Source organism: Flavobacteriales bacterium (assembly GCA_026129465.1).
GTDB lineage: Bacteria > Bacteroidota > Bacteroidia > Flavobacteriales_F > PHOS-HE28 > PHOS-HE28.
In genome coordinates this window covers 3,228,213-3,245,018 of record JAHCIA010000001.1, presented here as the reverse complement: position 1 = coordinate 3,245,018, position 16,806 = coordinate 3,228,213, and the positions used below count along the sequence as shown (strand labels likewise).

10 protein-coding genes are annotated in these 16,806 nt (G+C 63.5%); 4 read left to right on the top strand and 6 right to left on the bottom strand.

What is annotated here, in order from left to right; all coding sequences use genetic code 11:
* Nucleotides 1–38: 38 nt before the first annotated feature.
* The 3 genes from KIT10_13690 to KIT10_13680 are packed head-to-tail and all read right to left on the bottom strand — an operon-like array spanning nucleotide 39 to nucleotide 3,055.
* On the bottom strand, nucleotides 39–800 hold the full coding sequence (locus tag KIT10_13690; protein ID MCW5900314.1) for an ATP-binding cassette domain-containing protein: 762 nt from the start codon (nucleotides 798–800) through the stop codon (nucleotides 39–41).
* A complete protein-coding gene (locus KIT10_13685) occupies nucleotides 797–1,537 on the bottom strand; it encodes an ABC transporter permease (GenBank protein ID MCW5900313.1) in 741 nt (246 codons plus the stop codon). Before KIT10_13685 ends, KIT10_13690 begins: the two co-directional genes overlap by 4 nt.
* Before the next feature lie 51 nt (nucleotides 1,538–1,588).
* Nucleotides 1,589–3,055, bottom strand: a complete 1,467-nt coding sequence (locus KIT10_13680) for a polysaccharide biosynthesis C-terminal domain-containing protein (GenBank protein ID MCW5900312.1) — start codon at nucleotides 3,053–3,055, stop codon at nucleotides 1,589–1,591.
* Between the two features lie 125 nt (nucleotides 3,056–3,180).
* On the opposite strand from KIT10_13680, the gene KIT10_13675 reads away from it, so the two are divergent.
* From KIT10_13675 to KIT10_13660, 4 genes are all read left to right on the top strand, one after another.
* Nucleotides 3,181–4,086, top strand: a complete 906-nt coding sequence (locus KIT10_13675; protein ID MCW5900311.1) for a DMT family transporter — start codon at nucleotides 3,181–3,183, stop codon at nucleotides 4,084–4,086.
* An 86-nt stretch (nucleotides 4,087–4,172) separates the two neighbouring features.
* Nucleotides 4,173–4,922 (top strand): glycosyltransferase family 2 protein, encoded by a 750-nt coding sequence (locus KIT10_13670; GenBank protein MCW5900310.1) that lies wholly within the window; start codon nucleotides 4,173–4,175, stop codon nucleotides 4,920–4,922.
* A 44-nt stretch (nucleotides 4,923–4,966) separates the two neighbouring features.
* Nucleotides 4,967–6,628 carry a glycosyltransferase family 39 protein gene (locus KIT10_13665; protein MCW5900309.1) on the top strand — a complete coding sequence of 554 codons (1,662 nt, stop codon included), beginning with the start codon at nucleotides 4,967–4,969 and terminating at the stop codon, nucleotides 6,626–6,628.
* Nucleotides 6,629–6,695: 67 nt separating this feature from the next.
* A complete protein-coding gene (locus KIT10_13660; protein MCW5900308.1) occupies nucleotides 6,696–7,859 on the top strand; it encodes an aminotransferase class I/II-fold pyridoxal phosphate-dependent enzyme in 1,164 nt (387 codons plus the stop codon).
* Here KIT10_13660 and KIT10_13655 read toward each other — a convergent pair whose 3' ends face one another.
* The 3 genes from KIT10_13655 to KIT10_13645 all read right to left on the bottom strand — a co-directional run bounded on the left by KIT10_13655 (nucleotide 7,860) and on the right by KIT10_13645 (nucleotide 16,806).
* Entirely contained in the window at nucleotides 7,860–9,131 is a 1,272-nt protein-coding gene (locus tag KIT10_13655; protein ID MCW5900307.1) for a hypothetical protein, read from the bottom strand.
* A 193-nt stretch (nucleotides 9,132–9,324) separates the two neighbouring features.
* The gene (locus KIT10_13650; GenBank protein MCW5900306.1) at nucleotides 9,325–10,857 is read right to left on the bottom strand and encodes a fibronectin type III domain-containing protein; all 1,533 of its coding nucleotides are present in this window, start codon (nucleotides 10,855–10,857) and stop codon (nucleotides 9,325–9,327) included.
* Between the two features lie 3 nt (nucleotides 10,858–10,860).
* Nucleotides 10,861–16,806 carry a hypothetical protein gene (locus tag KIT10_13645; GenBank protein ID MCW5900305.1) on the bottom strand — a complete coding sequence of 1,982 codons (5,946 nt, stop codon included), beginning with the start codon at nucleotides 16,804–16,806 and terminating at the stop codon, nucleotides 10,861–10,863.

Genomic DNA, 16,806 nt, shown 5'->3' with positions numbered 1-16,806 from the left:
ACCATCGACCTGCCAACCTCCAACCACTCGACTTCCGCTCACCCCCTCTCCATCGCCTGCTTCACCTGCCGCATGAGCGAGCCGGCGAATACGAACTCATTCAGTTCGGGATTGTCGCTGTTCAGCAGCGCCTGGCGATCGCCCTCCCACCACTTGCGGCCCTGGTGGATGAAGATGATGTTCTCGCCCGTCTCCATCACCGAGTTCATGTCGTGGGTGATGACGATGGTGGTCATGTCGTATTCCTCGGTGATCTCCTTGATCAGGTCGTCGATGAGGATGCTCGTCTGTGGATCGAGGCCGCTGTTGGGCTCGTCGCAGAAGAGGTACTTGGGGTTCATGGCGATGGCGCGGGCGATGCCGACGCGCTTCTGCATGCCACCGCTGATCTGGGCGGGGAACAGCCCATCCTTGTCGATGATGTTCACCCGTTTGAGGCAATCGTGGGCCCGGTCGGCCATCTCGCTGCGCGGCATTTCACCGAACATGCTCAGCGGGAACATCACGTTCTCCAGCACGGTCATGCTGTCGAAGAGCGCCGAGCCCTGGAAGAGCATCCCGATCTCCTGGCGGATGCCGCGCTTCTCCTTCTCGTCCATCTCGTGGAAGGACCGGCCTTCATAGAGCACACGGCCCTCCTCGGGTCTGTGCAGGCCCACGATGCACTTGGCCAGCACACTCTTGCCCGACCCGCTCTTGCCGATCACCTGATTCACCTGGCCCTTGGCGAAGTTGGCGTTGATGTCCGTGAGCACCTGGAGCTCGCCGAACCTTTTGCTGAGGCCCTCCACCTGGATCATATCAGCAACATCTGGGTGAGGGCGTAGTTGGCGATCAGGATCACCACATTGCTGTAGACCACCGCCCGCGTGCTGCTGATGCCCACCTCGCGCGTGCCACCCCTGGTGTAGTAGCCCTGGTAGGCCGCCACCGTGGCGATGATGAAGGCGAAGACCACCGTCTTGATCAGGGCGTAGGTGACGGTGTAGGGATCGAAATCCCACTGGATGCCCTGGATGTAGTCCACCGAACTGACGATGCCCGTGCCCACCCCCGCGAGCCAGCCGCCGAAGATGCTCAGGAACATGCTGATCATCACCAGGAAGGGGTTCATGAGCATGGAGGCCACGATCTTGGGCAGGATGAGGTAGCCCGCCGAGTTCACACCCATGATGTCCAGCGCGTCGATCTGCTCCTTCACACGCATGGAGCCGATCTCCGCGGCGATGTTGGAACCCACCTTGCCCGCCAGGATCAGGGAGATGATCGTGGGGCTGAACTCCAGGATGGTGCTCTGGCGGGCGGTGAAGCCCACCACGTAGCTGGGGATCCAGGCCGCATCGATGTTGGAACTGGTCTGGATCGTGATCACCGCGCCCATGAAGACAGACAACAACGCCACGATGCCCAGACTCTTCACACCGAGCAGGTCCATCTCCTCCAGGGTTCGCTTCCAATAAAGGCGCATGCGCTCCGGCCGCGAAAACGTGTCGCGGATCAGCAGGAAGTAGCGGCCGATGTGGAAGACGATGCCCATGGGGCGTGGTGGGCGCTAAAATAGACCACGCCCGATCGCCGGAAGATCGTCTCAGCGGATGCGTTGTCCACCACGCGCCGGGGCCATGGTGAACGCCATGCGCAGATCGGCCATGCGCACGCAGCGGACGAGGAAAGCGAGTGCGACGGCCATGGGCACATGAATGGCGAAGGACCAGCCCAGGGCAAGACCCAGGTGGCGCGCCACGAGGACCATCGCCAGGAGCCCGGCCGCATAGAACATCGCACGGAGGATCACGCCCCAGGGTGCCTGCATGCGGAAGGCCCGCACGGCGAGCACCACCTGCACCACGGCGGTGGCTCCCTGCGTGAGGAGGCTGGCCCATGCCGCGCCTTCGGCCTGCCAGCGCGGGATGAGCAACGCATTGAGGCCGATGTTCAACACGGCGCCCGCCGCGGCCATGCGGTTCAGCAGTCCCAGATCGCCGCGTGCGGTGAGCAGCGTGCCGAAAACGTAGCTCACACAAACCGCCACGAAGCAGGCCATGAGCAGGGCGAAGGCCGGTGCGCTGCGTTCGGTATGCTCGGCATAGCGCAGATCCATCACCTCGCGGGCATGCGGCCAGGCGAAGACCGCCACGGCCAATGCTCCTGCCAGCACCAGCCGGAAGGCGAGCATGGCCAGCGGCGCCACGTCCTCTCCCTCCTTCAGCATGCGGCTGAACATGGGCAGCAGCAGGCCGGCCACCAGGAAGCCCAGCATGTTGAAGGCCTCGAAAAAGCGGAATCCCTGCGCGTAGATGCCCGCCTCGGTGTCGCCATCGGGCAGCATGCGCTCCAGCATGAGCATGTCCGTGCGGTAGTAGAAGGTCATCAGCAGAATGAGCAGGGCATAAGGCAGGCTCTGCCGCACCACCATCCAGCCGAATGCGGGTCGCCACCTGGGCCGCACCCGGCCACTGAGCCGAAGCGTGAGCAACAGCGCGGCGATCAACGTGGCCCCGTATGCCGCGGTCTGAGCGTAGACGAACCATTCGATGCGGAAGGGGGTGCCCGAGGCGCGGCCCCAGAGCAGCCAGCCCACAAGACCGATGAGCAACAGGCGGTCCAGCACGCTCAGCAGGGCATCCTGCCGGAATCGCTGGGCCCCGGCGATGTTGCTGCGCAAGTAGAGGATGCTCGCGGCCAGCGCCTGGTTCAACACCAGCCAGCCCAACATGCCCAGGGCCGCATCGCGATAGCCCAGCAGCCAGGCCGCCCCCACGGTGAGCAGGGCATAGAACACCATGAGCAGCGCGCGCACGCCGGCCATGCCACCGAGGTACTTGGCCATGAGCTGGCCGTGCTGGGCGATGTTGCGCGTGTTGTAGTTGGTGATGCCCAGATCCAAAACGATGTTCAGCAGGAAGCTCAGACTGAGCAAGGCCGCGTAACCGCCGTAGGACGCGCTGCCCACGGCCTGCTGCACCCCGGCATCGATGCCCAGGATGTAGAAGGGCTTCACCAGCAGGTTCAGCACCAGCAACAACAGCAGGTTGGAAAGGAAGAGGCGTTGCATGGACCGGTGCCCTCCGCGATGGACGGCGCAAGATCGGGCTTGTCGCGCAGGGGAGCATCGTCCTGCAAAGGGCGCATCCCCGGGATACCTTCGCGGCCGTTCCGTCCGGCCACCCTTCCGCCCCCATGCGCAGCGACCGACCCGCGTTGACCCCCTGGGCGCTGATGCTGGTGCTGGCCGTGATCTGGGGCAGTTCCTTCATCCTCATCAAGCGTGGCCTCTACATCGAGGGAGAACCTGTGCTGAACCCCTGGCAACTGGCCACAGGACGCCTGTCCATCGCCTGGCTCTGCCTCGCTCCCGCCCTTTTCCGCCATGCGCATCTGCTTCGAAAGCACTGGCTGCCCCTGCTGGGTTCGGGCCTGCTGGGCAATGGCATCCCGGCGGTGCTCTTCGCCACGGGACAGACGCGCATCGACAGCTCGCTCAGTGGCATGCTGAATGGCCTGACGCCGCTGATGACCCTGCTCGCTGGCGCGGCCTTCTTCGGTACCCGGATGCGAAGCGTGCACCTTGTGGGCATCCTGCTCGGCCTGGCCGGTGCCACCGGACTGATCCTGCTGAAGGAAAGCGACGGCCTGCCCGCTTGGTCGATCTATGCACTGCTGCCCATTCTAGGAGCCGTGTGCTACGGCTTCAGCGGCAACATCGTGAAGCACCACCTCTATGGCCTGCCGCCCATGGCGATCTCCGTACTGGCGCTCACCTGGGTGGGTCCGCTGTCCATCGTGCTCGCGCTGAACAGCGGGCTCCCGGAAGTGCTGCGGGAACACCCGCAGGGGCTTTTCGCCTTCGGGCACGTGGTGGTGCTGGCGGTGATGAGTTCCGCCCTGGCCCTGGTGCTTTGGAATCGCCTGCTGAAGATGACCACCGCCCTGTGGGCCTCGTCGGTGACCTACCTGATGCCCTTGGTGGCCGTGGGCTGGGGCATGGCCGATGGCGAAGGCTTCACCTGGGGCATGGCCGGTATGGCGGCGCTGGTGCTCGCGGCCATCTATCTGGTGAACGCCGGCGAAAAGGCGGAAGGTTGAGCATCGCCCGGCAAGGCCGATCTTCGCCCACGATCGAACCCGGAAGGCGCTCCTGCGTAGAACGCCACCGCAAGCCGAAGAACACCATGTACCAAGGCAGGAAGGTGATCGTGGTGCTGCCCGCCTACCGGGCCGCCCGCACATTGAAACAGACCTATGACGAGATCCCCTTCGACCTGGTGGACGAAGTGGTGCTGGTGGACGACAAGAGCCCCGACGACACGGTGGCCGTGGCCCGCGAACTGGGCATCCGCCACATCGTGGAGCACCGGGTGAACCGCGGCTACGGGGGCAACCAGAAGAGCTGCTACGACAAGGCGCTGGAACTGGGCGGCGACATCATCGTGATGCTGCACCCGGACTACCAGTACACCCCCAAGCTGCTGGTGAGCATGATCGCGCTCATCGGCAATGATGTGTACCCGGTGGTCTTCGGATCACGGATCCTGGGCAAGGGCGCACTCAAGGGCGGCATGCCCATGTACAAGTACATCGCCAACCGGCTGCTCACGCTCACGCAGAACATACTCATGGGCCAGAAGCTGAGCGAATACCACACCGGCTACCGGGCCTACAGCGGTGAAGTGCTGCGCGGCGTGGAATACAACAAGCTTTCGGACGACTTCGTCTTCGACAACGAGATCGTGGCGCAGATCTGCTGGCAGGGCCACGAGATCGCCGAGATCACCTGCCCCACCAAGTACTTCGAGGAGGCCAGCAGCATCAACTTCAGCCGCAGTGTCACCTACGGTCTGGGCGTGCTGCGCGTGAGCGGCCGCTACTTTCTGGCGCGCATGGGTCTTCTGAAGTGGGGCATCCTCGGGGCGCGGAAGTAGTCGCGGCTTGTCCGTTCTTCGTTGTCCGGAACGCCCGCACAACGATGACCGCCCCACGCCTCCAGTGGATCTTCCTGGCCGCATCGGCCCTGCTCTTCCTACCCGGCCTGGGCGCGGTGCATCTGTTCGACTGGGACGAGATCAACTTCGCGGAGATCGCCCGGGAGATGCTGGTGACGGGCGACTGGCTCCGACCCAGGATCGGGCTCGAAGCCTTCCACGAGAAGCCGCCGTTGTTCATGTGGATGCAGGCCCTCGCCATGAAGGTCTTCGGCGTGGGCGAGTTCGCGGCGCGGCTGCCCAATGCCTTTTGCGGGCTGGTGACACTCTGGCTGCTGATGCGCATCGGCGAGCAGGTGCGCGGCCGGCTCTTCGGCATGCTGTGGGCGCTGGCCTATGTGGGGTCCATCCTGCCCCACCTCTATTTCCGCAGCGGCATCATCGATCCGTGGTTCAACCTCTTCATCTTTCTGGGGCTGCAAGCCATCATCACGCTGGTGCAGCGGGATCCTTCACGCGCTCCGGGCACCCTCAATGCCCGCACCGACAGGTACGCCTGGCTGGCGGGCATCTTCCTGGGGCTGGCCGTGCTCACCAAGGGGCCTGTGGGCGTACTCATCCCCGGGCTGGTCATGGGACTGTACTGGATGTGGGGACGTTTCAGGCCCTACCTGCGCTGGCGACGCATCGGCATCATCGCGTTGGCCACCCTGCTGGCGATCGCGACCTGGGGCATGGTGGACCTGCTGCGCCATGGCCCCGAGTTCATGGTGGCCTTTTTCCAACGGCAGGTGGCCATGCTCACCACCGAGGATGCGGGCCATGGCGGCTTCTTCGGCTATCACGTCGTAGTGCTGTTGCTGGGCTGTTTCCCGGCCTCGGTCTTCGCCGTCCAGGAACTGCTCAAACCTGCCCGTCCGGCAGGCGGGCCCACGCGCGGCAACGATCCCGCTGCGAACGACCACCGCCGCTGGATGGTGATCCTCTTCTGGGTGGTACTCATCCTCTTCAGTATCGTCAAGACCAAGATCGTCCACTACAGCAGCCTGTGCTACTTCCCGCTCACCTACCTGGCGGCCATCCAATTGGAGCGCATCTGGAAGAAACGCGAAGCATTCGGTTGGAGCCGTTTCCTGCTGGGTGGGCTGGGCACCCTCATCGCGATCATGGTGATCGCATTGCCTTTCGCGGGGATGAAGATCGAAGCGTTGAAGCCGCTCTTCGCGCAGGATCCCTTCGCGCAGGCCAATCTGGAAGCCGATGTGCGCTGGACCGGACTGGAAGCCATGGCCGGTGCGCTGCTTCTGGCGGCTCTGCTCGCAGGGCATTTCCTGCATGGCCGTGCTCGCTACCGCGAAGCCGTCCTGGTGGTCTTTGGTGGTGGCGCGCTGTTCGTCACCACCACGCTCTTCTTCTTCATCAACCGGATAGAGGCCTATTCGCAACGCGCGGCGGTGGAGTTCTTCCAAAGCAAGGCCGGCGAGCGGTGCTGGTTGACCACGAAGAACTACAAAAGCTACGTGCCCGAGTTCTACGGCCGCATCGCCGAGCCACGCCCGCAGCAGGAGATACTCTTCCACGGCCCCATCGACCGGCCGGTGTACCTGAGCTGCAAGATCACCGCTGTGGAGGAAGTGGAAGCGCTGGGCACCTTCACCGAATTGTATCGGAAGAACGGCTTCGTGTTCTGGGTGCGGGAGCCCTAAGCTCTTCGCTGCACACATTCCCTCTGCGTTCCTTTGCGCTCTCCGCACCTCTGCGGTGGACCTTTCCATGTCCGAAGACCTCTCCTTCATCCTCACCCACCTCGGCGAAGAGCGCGAGCGCGGTTTCGATGCCGTAGTGCCACCCATCGTGCAGAGCGGCAACTTCACTTACCCCACCGTGGCCGCCATGCGCGCCGTGGTGCAGCAGGAGTTCGACCGGCCGCTGTACACACGTGGCTTCAACCCCACCGTGGCCATGCTGCGGAAGAAGGTGGCGGCTTTGGAAGGTGCGGAGGATGCCCTGGTCTTCAGCAGCGGAAGCGCGGCCATCGCAGCGGCGGTGATGAGCTTCACCAAGGCCGGCGACCACATCGTGTGCGTGCAAAAGCCCTACAGCTGGACGAAGAAGCTGTTGATGGAACTGCTGCCCCGCTTCGGCGTGGAGCACACCTTCGTGGATGGCACCGATCCGGAGAACTACCGGAAAGCGGTCCGACCCAACACCACCTTCTTCATCCTGGAGAGTCCCAACTCGCTCACCTTCGAGTTGCAGGACATCGCCGCGGTATGCGCCATCGCCAAGGAGCATGGCATCATTTCGCTCTGCGAAAACAGCTACAACAGCCCACTCTTCCAGCAGCCCATCGCCTTGGGCGCGGACCTCGTGGCCCACAGCGCCACCAAGTACCTCAATGGCCACAGCGATGTGGTGGCGGGCGTGCTGGCCGGCAGCCATGCGCACATCCGGCAGGTGATGGCCAAGGAGTTCATGACGCTCGGCGCCGCGCCATCACCCCATGATGCGTGGCTGCTGATGCGGGGGCTCCGCACCCTGCCCCTGCGCATGGAACGCAGCGCGGACAACGCGGAAAAGGTGGCCCGCTTCCTGAAGGCGCACCCCAAGGTGAAGCGCGTGCATTGGCCCGGCCTGGAAAGCCATCCGCAGCATGCGCTGGCGAAGAAGCAGATGAAGCGCGTGTCCGGCCTGATGAGCATCGAGCTCGACGCACAGGACGTGGCCGCCGTGGAGCGCTTCTGCGACCACCTGAAGACCTTCCTGATCGCCGTGAGTTGGGGCGGCTACGAGAGCCTGCAATGGCCGGTGTGCGCATTGCAAGGACCCAGCGGCTACTACACGGACCTGCCCTTCACCATGGTGCGGCTCTACGTGGGACTTGAAGACCCGGACCTGCTCATCGCCGACCTGGAACAGGCCCTGGCGAAGGTGTGATCACTCCACGGGGTCGTTCGTCTGTGGTGGCACCATGCACACGGCCGTGTTCACCACAGTGACCGTGGCTTGCCCAGGCAGGCAGACGCCGTTGACCATCACGGTATACGTGAAGGTGTAGGTGCCGCTCGGCACGCCTGCAGGATCGAACATGTCCCCGCTGAGCGCGCCCGTGCCGCTGTCGTCCGTCCAAGCGCCCCCGGGGTCGGGGTTGCCGCCCAGTTGCGCGAAGAGATCCAGCGCACCGAAGCTGGCGCACCAGTTCACCGTAGCGTTGCCACCGGCGTTGGGAGGCATGTACACCAACATGGTGGCGGTGACACTCGCACCTGAACAGGAAGGCGTTGGGGGCATGGTGTATACGTAAGACCCAGGTGGGTCCACACCCGGTGTGAAGAGGTTGCTGTGCTCCACGCCCAGGTAGGTCCATGTGCCTCCGGGAAGCAGCCCTGCCTGCATGTCGATAGGTGGACCGCCGCATTGCGTGATGGTAAAGTCCTCACCTGGATCGATCGCATCCGTGACCATAATGCAAAGTGTGGCAGCATCATTCGCACAAGGCGCCATGCCAGGCACCGTGTACGTATAGCAACCCGGCATATCCGTTCCGGGTAAGAAGAAGTTCGGGCTGGGATTACCCGCTAGTGAAGTCCACGAGCCACCCACCTGAGGCGACCCATCAAGCAGGTTGAGCAAGATGAACGGCGGATCGCTGCTGCAAACAGTGATGCTATTACTCGTGCCAGCGTTTGGTGCAAGCACAACGGCCACGCTAAGTATGGCTGTTTCGAGGAGACACGGCGGAGTCGCGTCCACCACGTACTGGTACGGTCCCGCTGGGTCAGCAGCCGGATCGAAGGTTCCGTTCATCGGACCAAGTGGTCCCGACCAAGTGCCGCCCACGTCCGGAGAGCCAGCCAACAGGTTCAGGAGCTGGACCGGACCGCTGTTCGAACAAACTGTCACCGCGCTACTCAGACCCGCATTGGGCGGCACCACTGTGGTGATGGGCAGCGCATAGGCATCTCCGATCTGCGCCGGATCCGAAGCGGTCACACGGATCGCCCAGCCGCCACCACCGATCCCCGCAGGGAAGGTGCAGGAGATGCTGCCAGCACCTGTTCCCACTGCACTGCCGATCACCGTGGGCAATGCGAAGGAGCCTGTGGAGTCCGACAATTCCACGGTGAAGACATTGCCGGGGTTGAACACATCCGTTGTACTGAAAGTCACCGGCAGGTTGAGATCGCCACAAGCCGCGACCGGACCCATGGGCTCCACGAAGATCTGGGCCGCCATACCCATCGACAACAGACAGGTGACCAAGGACATGGAAGTGCGCGGGGGCTTCATCCGTGCTCTGCTTGGGCGTGAATGTAGACTGGGCTAGGGGCTGGCCGGGCAGGTGATCGACGAAACGCATGGGGGGGGGCGATCGGCGCTGGGCTTCGGACGACGGGCATCCTTACCACCGCAACGCCACCGGAAGGCTCAACTCTCCCTCACTTCCATCAACGAGCACGGCGCGTACGAAATAGAACTGCGTGACTCCCTTCACCGGCTTGTCATCGAGCCAGCCCTGTGCGTCGGGAGGCAGTTCTCGCAGACGCTTCGGTTCGCTGAGACCGTCACCGCGATACACACGCAGCGCCTTCACATCGCGCTGCATGGACGGCCACCGCAACGCCACGCCCTTCGCCGTACGCTCGGCCAGCAACAGGCGTGGCGCCGAAGTGGTCGCCTCCGCGGCCACCCGTGCGATCCTCGATGGGCCACCCGTGATCGTCGATGGCGAGACACTTCGCACACGATAATCCCATGCGGATGCGGGAGACGCCGTGGTGTCCACGAAACGGCCCTCTCCTGGTTCCACTGGTTTCGCGGTGATCGGCGTGAAACGGTCATCACCGGACTTGGTGCGCTCTACATGATAACCCGCGATGATCGCATCGCTGACCAGCGGTGGCCGCCAGCTGATCAGTACCTGTGCGCGATCCTGCCTTCGCGCCACCACATCTTCTGGAGGCGGTGGCGCTGTGTGTGAAGCACGGGTGGCGAAGATGAAGTCACTCGGCCCACTGCGCTTCTCGCCCAGACCTATGGCGACCACCCGCCACACATGCAGGCGGTCCGCAGGCACCGAAGTATCCGACCAGGTGGTGATCGTATCGCGGAAAAGGAGTCCGGAGACATCGCGCCAACGATCCTCGCCAGCGGCCGTGCGCTGCACCACGTAGCCCATGATATCGTCGCCCTGTGGCTCCCACGTGAGGGTCACACCGTCCAGTCCGGGTTTCACGCTCAGCAACACCGGCGGCAGGCACAGGGGTTCGGCATCGCTCAGGGCTAGCACCGGAACGCTGATCGCCCCTGGTCCGAAGACGTCGATCACCTGCACGCGGTAGAACAGGTGCTCCTTCACGCGATGCACAGGGTCCAGCAGCACGGTGTCCAACGGCCCACGCTCGGCCAGCAGGGTGTAAGGGCCATCATAGGTGTCGGCGCGCAGGATGCGCACCGAGCGCGCACGTTGGGGCCGGGCCACGCGCCATGCGAGCCGTATCGCGCGCTCCTGCCGGTCGCCACGCGCCACGATGCTGTGCGGATATGGCCGGCGCTCCATGTCCAATGTGGACACCGTGACCCAATGCGAGGATGCGCCTTCGCGGCCCGCGTCATCGATGGGCAGCAGCCTGTACTCGTACACGCCCTCGGGCAGGGGCAACGTGTCGATCATCAGCACGAAGAGCGAATCGCCTCGCTGATGAAAGAGTGTACGGCAGGCGCGCACCTCTTCCTGGCCGATGTACTGCCTGCGCTGGAACACCCGGAAGGCGGCCGTCGCACTGCCCCCGGGCAGGAACCAGAGGATCTCTGGTGTGGGTTCGTTGTGGGCAACCAGCACCGCTTGGGGCCTGGGATCCACCGCAACGGAGCCACGGGGCTGCGCATGCGCGGTGAGCGCGAGCGCGAGGAAGGGGATGCTCGAGTGGCGCATGGTTCAATGGCATGAAGGAACATTCTGATGGGAACAGGAGCCGCCGGAACCCAGACCCACATGGAGGCCGCCAGAAGAGGACAGCTCCGCTTTCACACCCACGCTCTCACTCACGCTCACACCGCAAAGGCTTCCGCTCACGGAGGCCACACCACAGCCCGTAGCATTGAACACGGGTCCAGGTTGCACAGCGGCGCTCAGCGAGAGCTCCATCAACAGCGCTAGGCACAATTCGCAGACCGCGGCGTCCACGGCGTACTTGAAGTCGAAGTAGGCCAATCCACCCACATGAAGTCCCTGTTCCAGATCCAGCCAGTAGCGCGCGTCGATGCCCGTCTTCAGGTGACCACCGGCGCTTACCACGCCGAGGTCGATGCCGGGCAACGACACTTCCAGGACCGGCTTCTTGGCTGTGACGAAGAGACCGTTCACGCGGTTGGCGGCCAGTTGCGGCGGCAGGCTCTTGTTGCGCGCCTTGGCCATCACGTTGGCCACCACATCAGGCGGCACGGCGGTGTGCGCACCGATGATGAAGCCCGGTTGCAACGTATTGATCAGTGGCGGCAGGATATCGATCATCACGTCGGCGTCACCGCAATGCACCATGAAACCGCCTCCGCCGGCCACCAGCCCGAGCGTGGCCTGATGCACCGTGAGCGGCGGTGAGGGAAAGTGCTTCATGGTGAGACTGCCCAGCAGCATGCTCTTCTTGAAGTCGTAGCCGATGGCCATGTCGCCGAAGGGTGTGGAGATCTGGTCCATCTTGATCGCGCCTTTGTCCAGGCTCACGGCGCCCTTCACCACGAAGCGCATGGGCGGCTGCGCGGCATCGATGGCCTTGAAGTTCTTCATGTTGGCATCGAACCACAGCTCATCCCATTGGCCTGCGGACACCTTCTGCTGCCCATCACGCACCAGCAACCGTTCATTCCCCGCCAGGGCCACCTCCTGCTCGATGGTGCCCGGCGCCTGCTGCCCGTTGGTCTTGATCACGTCGATGCGTGTGCCGCTCTTGGTGTGCGTGAGCAGGCCGATCAATTCGATGTAGGTCTCCTTCCCTTCATCCCAGACCAGCAGCCTGCCGTTGCTGACGAACTTGCCCTTGCTCACCGCGAGGTCCGTGAGGAAGTCGAAGTCCACCTTGCCGTGCGTGGGCACTGTGGCGACGAAGGGCAACAGTTCGCTCTTGATCTGGTTGCCCTGCCTGGTGAGCTTGATGCGCCCGGTGGCGTTGGGGAAATTCGGGACCTCCAACGCGGGCCTTCCCAACAGCTGCACGTTGTCCACGCCGGGGTCGAGACTCTGCACGCGGAAGTCCACGATGTCCTCGAAGCGGTGATCGCTTTCCAGCACGGTGACCTTCTCGCTGCCGTTGCTCAGCAGCCTGAACGCGGAAAGGTCTACACGGGCGGGCGAGAGTTTGGGCACGCCCGTGAAGTGGAACATGCTCTGCCCGGCGTATCCCGCCTTGCCCAGCACCCAGGCCTGCTCACCCTGGCTGTAGCCGAAGGCCCAAGGTGTGCCATCGCTGGCCTTCAATGGCACGGCATCGCCCAGGCGCACTTCGCCGATCTTCTTCGCGTCCAGGTCGATGTCATCGGGCCAGAGCAACACGCCACTCACCTCGGCGGTGGCGCGGTGCGTGATGAGCCTGGCGCCGGGCACGGTGATGCAGCCCAGGTCCTTGTCGAAACCCCAGGGCGTCGTGGACTCCACCTTCCACTGGCCGATCTGGAAGGACAGTTGCTGCCCGCCGCCTTGGATGCCCATGATGTCCTCATGCATCACCTTCACATCGCCTACATCGATGTCCAGCGTGCCCGGCACCATAGCCGGGATGCCTTCGATGCGCAGGATGGTGCGAAGGCTGAAGGTGTCCGTTGCGACATAGCTCTTCACGCGGTCGGCATGTGCAGGGAAACCACGCAGATCGAAAGCGATGTCCTTGGGCGAAGGGATCGCGATCTGCCATCCTCCGCCACCGCCCTGCGGATAGCCCATATCCATCAGATGGTAGTTGCGCTTGGCCGATCCGGTTCCGCTGCGGAAGACGGTGATCACAGGCTGATCGGGTCCTTCACCGAGGTAGAAGCGGCCGTTGAAGTCATAGGTGAACTTGAAGGTGGAGAGCTCGGTGCTCACCTGCCCACGTATGGCTCCACCGTCCGGCTCGGCATGGGCCGCCACACGCCCGAGCCCGAACAAGGAGGGCGGGCCTTCCAGGGTCATGTCATGGCCACCATGGAGTTTCACCGCCACATGTGTCGCATCGGTCAGGAAGGAATTGACGACGGGCTCCGCCTTGGGTACGCCTTGCGCGTTGGGTGCGCCGGGTTTCACCTTCACGCCACTGAACGGCATACGGGTACCAGCATCCTCCAGCTTGAAGTTGGCGTTCGCCGGCAGATCGATGAAAGCCCCGCCGATGGTGGCCGTGCCGTCGTTGTGCTTCTGGTACTGTTCCAACTCCACCTTGAACCCGAGCAGCGTGCTGATGTCGATCCCAGCGATACGCTGCAGCTCCAGCTTGGTGTGCGGGAAGAATGGCTGCCCACCCTGCGCTGGTGCGGGCATATGCTGTACCTGTTTCGCCTCAGCGAGCCAGGTGACGCCTTCTTCCTGCTTCGCGGCATGCACGATCATGGTCTTCAAGGGCACCCCGTCCAGCACGTACTCCCCGATCTCGTCCGCCATGGTCTCGTGCAGGATGGGACCGTATTGGTCGTTGCCCAGTTCCACCCACACGCGTGCATGGGGCACGAAGGCGGTGGTGCCCTTCTCGATCACGTGGCCGGCCAGCTTCGCACCAGGTTTCAGGTGGATCGTCAACACCTGGTCCTCGGCGGAAACCTCGTTCACGATCAGCGTGTCCACAGGCACCCACTGGCCGGAAGCCCTCACCTTCAAGCGGAACTCATTGTCCTTGCTCGCGAAGCGGAAGAACACCTCACCGCTGGCCGGGGTGTTGGCCTGATGCGCATCGAGCTTCACCAAGGCGCCGGCGACCGCTGTTCCATGGTCATCGCGCACCTTCACCAGCAGCCGGTGCAGCTTCTCCTTCACCGTGAACACACCAAGCTCCTGCGTCTGGCCCACTTGCGCCGATACGCTCTTCGCATAGGTCGCAGGGAAGTACTTGTCCGAAAGCGGTTCAATGAGGATCGGGATGTTGTTGCCCGAGGGGCATGGTGCCTCGAAGCGCTCCACGGTGTTCATCTGCACCATCTGCCAGCCGCCTCCCTGGCCCGGTGGTCCGCCACCGTACGTGATCGTGGTCTCCGTGCGCGCGGTCGGCCCGTCGCCGCCCTTCACATCGCTCTTCACGGGTTTGCCGCTCTCGTCCACCACCGTGCCCGCGATCTTGCCGAAGGGCTTCAGGAAAATGCCGCCCGTGTGGTCCCATTGCTCGCCGAAGAGCAATGGCTTGCCGCCGCTCTGCGGGCGTACGGCCACCGCGAAGCCGGGATGATGCACGAAAAGGGTAGCCTCGGGCCCGCGGAACAGGCCGGCCTGGTCCGTGAGCACGGGGATGAGGTCGAAGTGGAAGTAGCCACTGGCATCGGTCCATGCGGTGCGCGTTTCGGTGTGTGTGGGCTGATCGTTGTCGGTTGGACAGAACCAACAGGTATAGGAACCACTGGGATCCACCTGGTATTTCAACCGCAGGACCACCTTCGCGCCGTGGATCACCTCGGTGGCGGAGGCGAACACGCGGCCGATGACACGCGGTGCACGCGGGTGCAACGTGAAGCCGATCGTGTACTGTTTCACTTGGAAGGCGCTGTTCCGCATCGTCGTCGGTGCGAAGGCACCCACATCCATGTCCCAGCCCCCCTCCACTGTGGGATCACCTGCGGCCTTGCCGGTGTTCCAGGTCTTCACCTTGGTGGAGTAATTGATCGACCCTGCGGCGTCATCGGTGTGCGCCACCACGAGGTACTCGTCAGGCGTGTCCGGCATATGCCGTACGAGGTTCTTCACCACGCAGCCGCCATCCGATGCTGTGATCGTCTGGGCCACCAGCGGTACCGCACCATGTGGTGGCAGCGGGAAGGTCCCTTCGATGCTCTGTCCTTCATTCTTCGGTATGCCTTCGGGGGTGTGCGAGGTCTTGCGCAGCACCTTCACCCGCACGTTGGGCAGCGGCATGTCGGGCATGGCCTGGTTCTTCGCGGCGTCGCTACGCACCTCTGCACGCAGCGAATAGGATCGCACGTACACCGCCTGCTCGGGCAGTTGCAGGTCGTCGCCCGGCTGGGCCATGATCTCCAGGTCCGGGCTGCAGTAGTAGGGCGAGACCACCTCGAGCATCAGCACGCGGTAGGCCAAGCCCGCATGCACCGTGGGGATATCGCTCCAAACAGGCTGGAAATTGTCGTTGAAGTGGTGGATGTACGGCTCTGCCACGGTGACATTGGCGGCCTGGTGCGCCGTGGGATTCAGCTGGTGATAATCCACAGTGAACTCCCCATTCGCGCCGGTGGTGAACACACTGAGCACGCGCCCACCGTGGGCGATGTCCTCCTTGCTGGGATCGAGGAAGAGGCCCTCGGGGTCATCCAAGCCTAGAATGACCTTCCCATGCTGGCCAATGGTGTTGTTGCCATGCGTGATCGTGATGTTCTCCAGCACCACGCGCTCCACCAATCGCACCTGCATGTTCTTCAGCGGCAACGCGCCGTCCACCGGCACCGGATGGGGATCGCGGAACTTCTCCGTGGGGAATGACGGCGCGGGTGGCAGGGCACCCACCGGTGCGGCGTATGGGTCGGTCATCTGCGCCCATGCGCTTCCCCCCGGGCTCGCGGATCCGGACCCACCGCCGAAAAGTGGCGCCATCTGCACCTGCTGCCCCCCTGGCTGGGTAGTTCCTCCCGCAACGCCCCATCCTTGGATGATGGACGATACAGCGATGGTCGCAGGGGCGCCAAGCGGCGCAAGCGTGGTCATGCCATCCTCCTTGAAACGGTACAACAGTCGGCCACGCAGGCGTGCGTTGTGCAGGGGTGTCATGGTCTGCACCATGTTGGTCACGGCACTTGGCTGTTGGACCGGTGGCGGGGTCACCCCTTCATGCAACATGAACACGCACACCTCGCTGCGGCCCTGGTTCTGGATCAGCACCGCGTTGTTCAGGTCCTGGGCCACCACCGCCACCGCGTACCAGGTATCCTGCTTCAGGATGGGGTCGTAGGGTTGCCAGGGATAACTGGGCACCAACAGGCCAGGCCGCACGATCGGGTTGTTGGCGTTGTAGTCGAGCGCCTGCCACATGGCCTCCACGGCGTTCTGTCCGGGCAGCAGTTCGATCAAGGTGAGGTCGTAGCGGATGTCGGCCCCAGCGAGCATGCCGATGGGCGGGCTCCAAGTGAAGGTGGGCCAGGGCGTGGTGATGGAGTCGCCGCAGAATGGCCAGGTGATCATGGGCGGCTGGGCTTGGGTGATGGTGAAGAAGAGACAGCCCGCCGGGGCCTCATCGCTGAATGGGATGCCCGTCTGGTAGTCCACGGCGCGCACACACAGCGTGTAATTGCCTTCGGGCATCAAGCCGGTCTGTTGCACCATGCTCTGGATACTGGCAGGCGCCACCACCGTCACGTTGCCGGGATCAAAGAAGGTGAGCGACGAACTGCCGGCCTGTATCAGGCGTGTTTCGAAGATGCCGAGCACGATCGGCTGCGGCGGCATGTAGCTGGGGTTGGTACGCACGCTGTAGCCGTTGTCGCCCTCGATGGATCCCACCAACTTCAAACTCAGCACCTGGTCGGAGGTGTTGGTGAGGCTTACCAACAACTGGTTCTGGTAGTTGTACAGGAAAGGACTGAAAGGTGGGTTGATGATCGGCGTTACGATCACTTCGTTCTGTCCGTTCACCAGGGCGGCGAACAGGAGTGGCAACCAACGGAGCGACCTGGTGGCCGCAATGGGATAGATATGGTGCTTGCACAT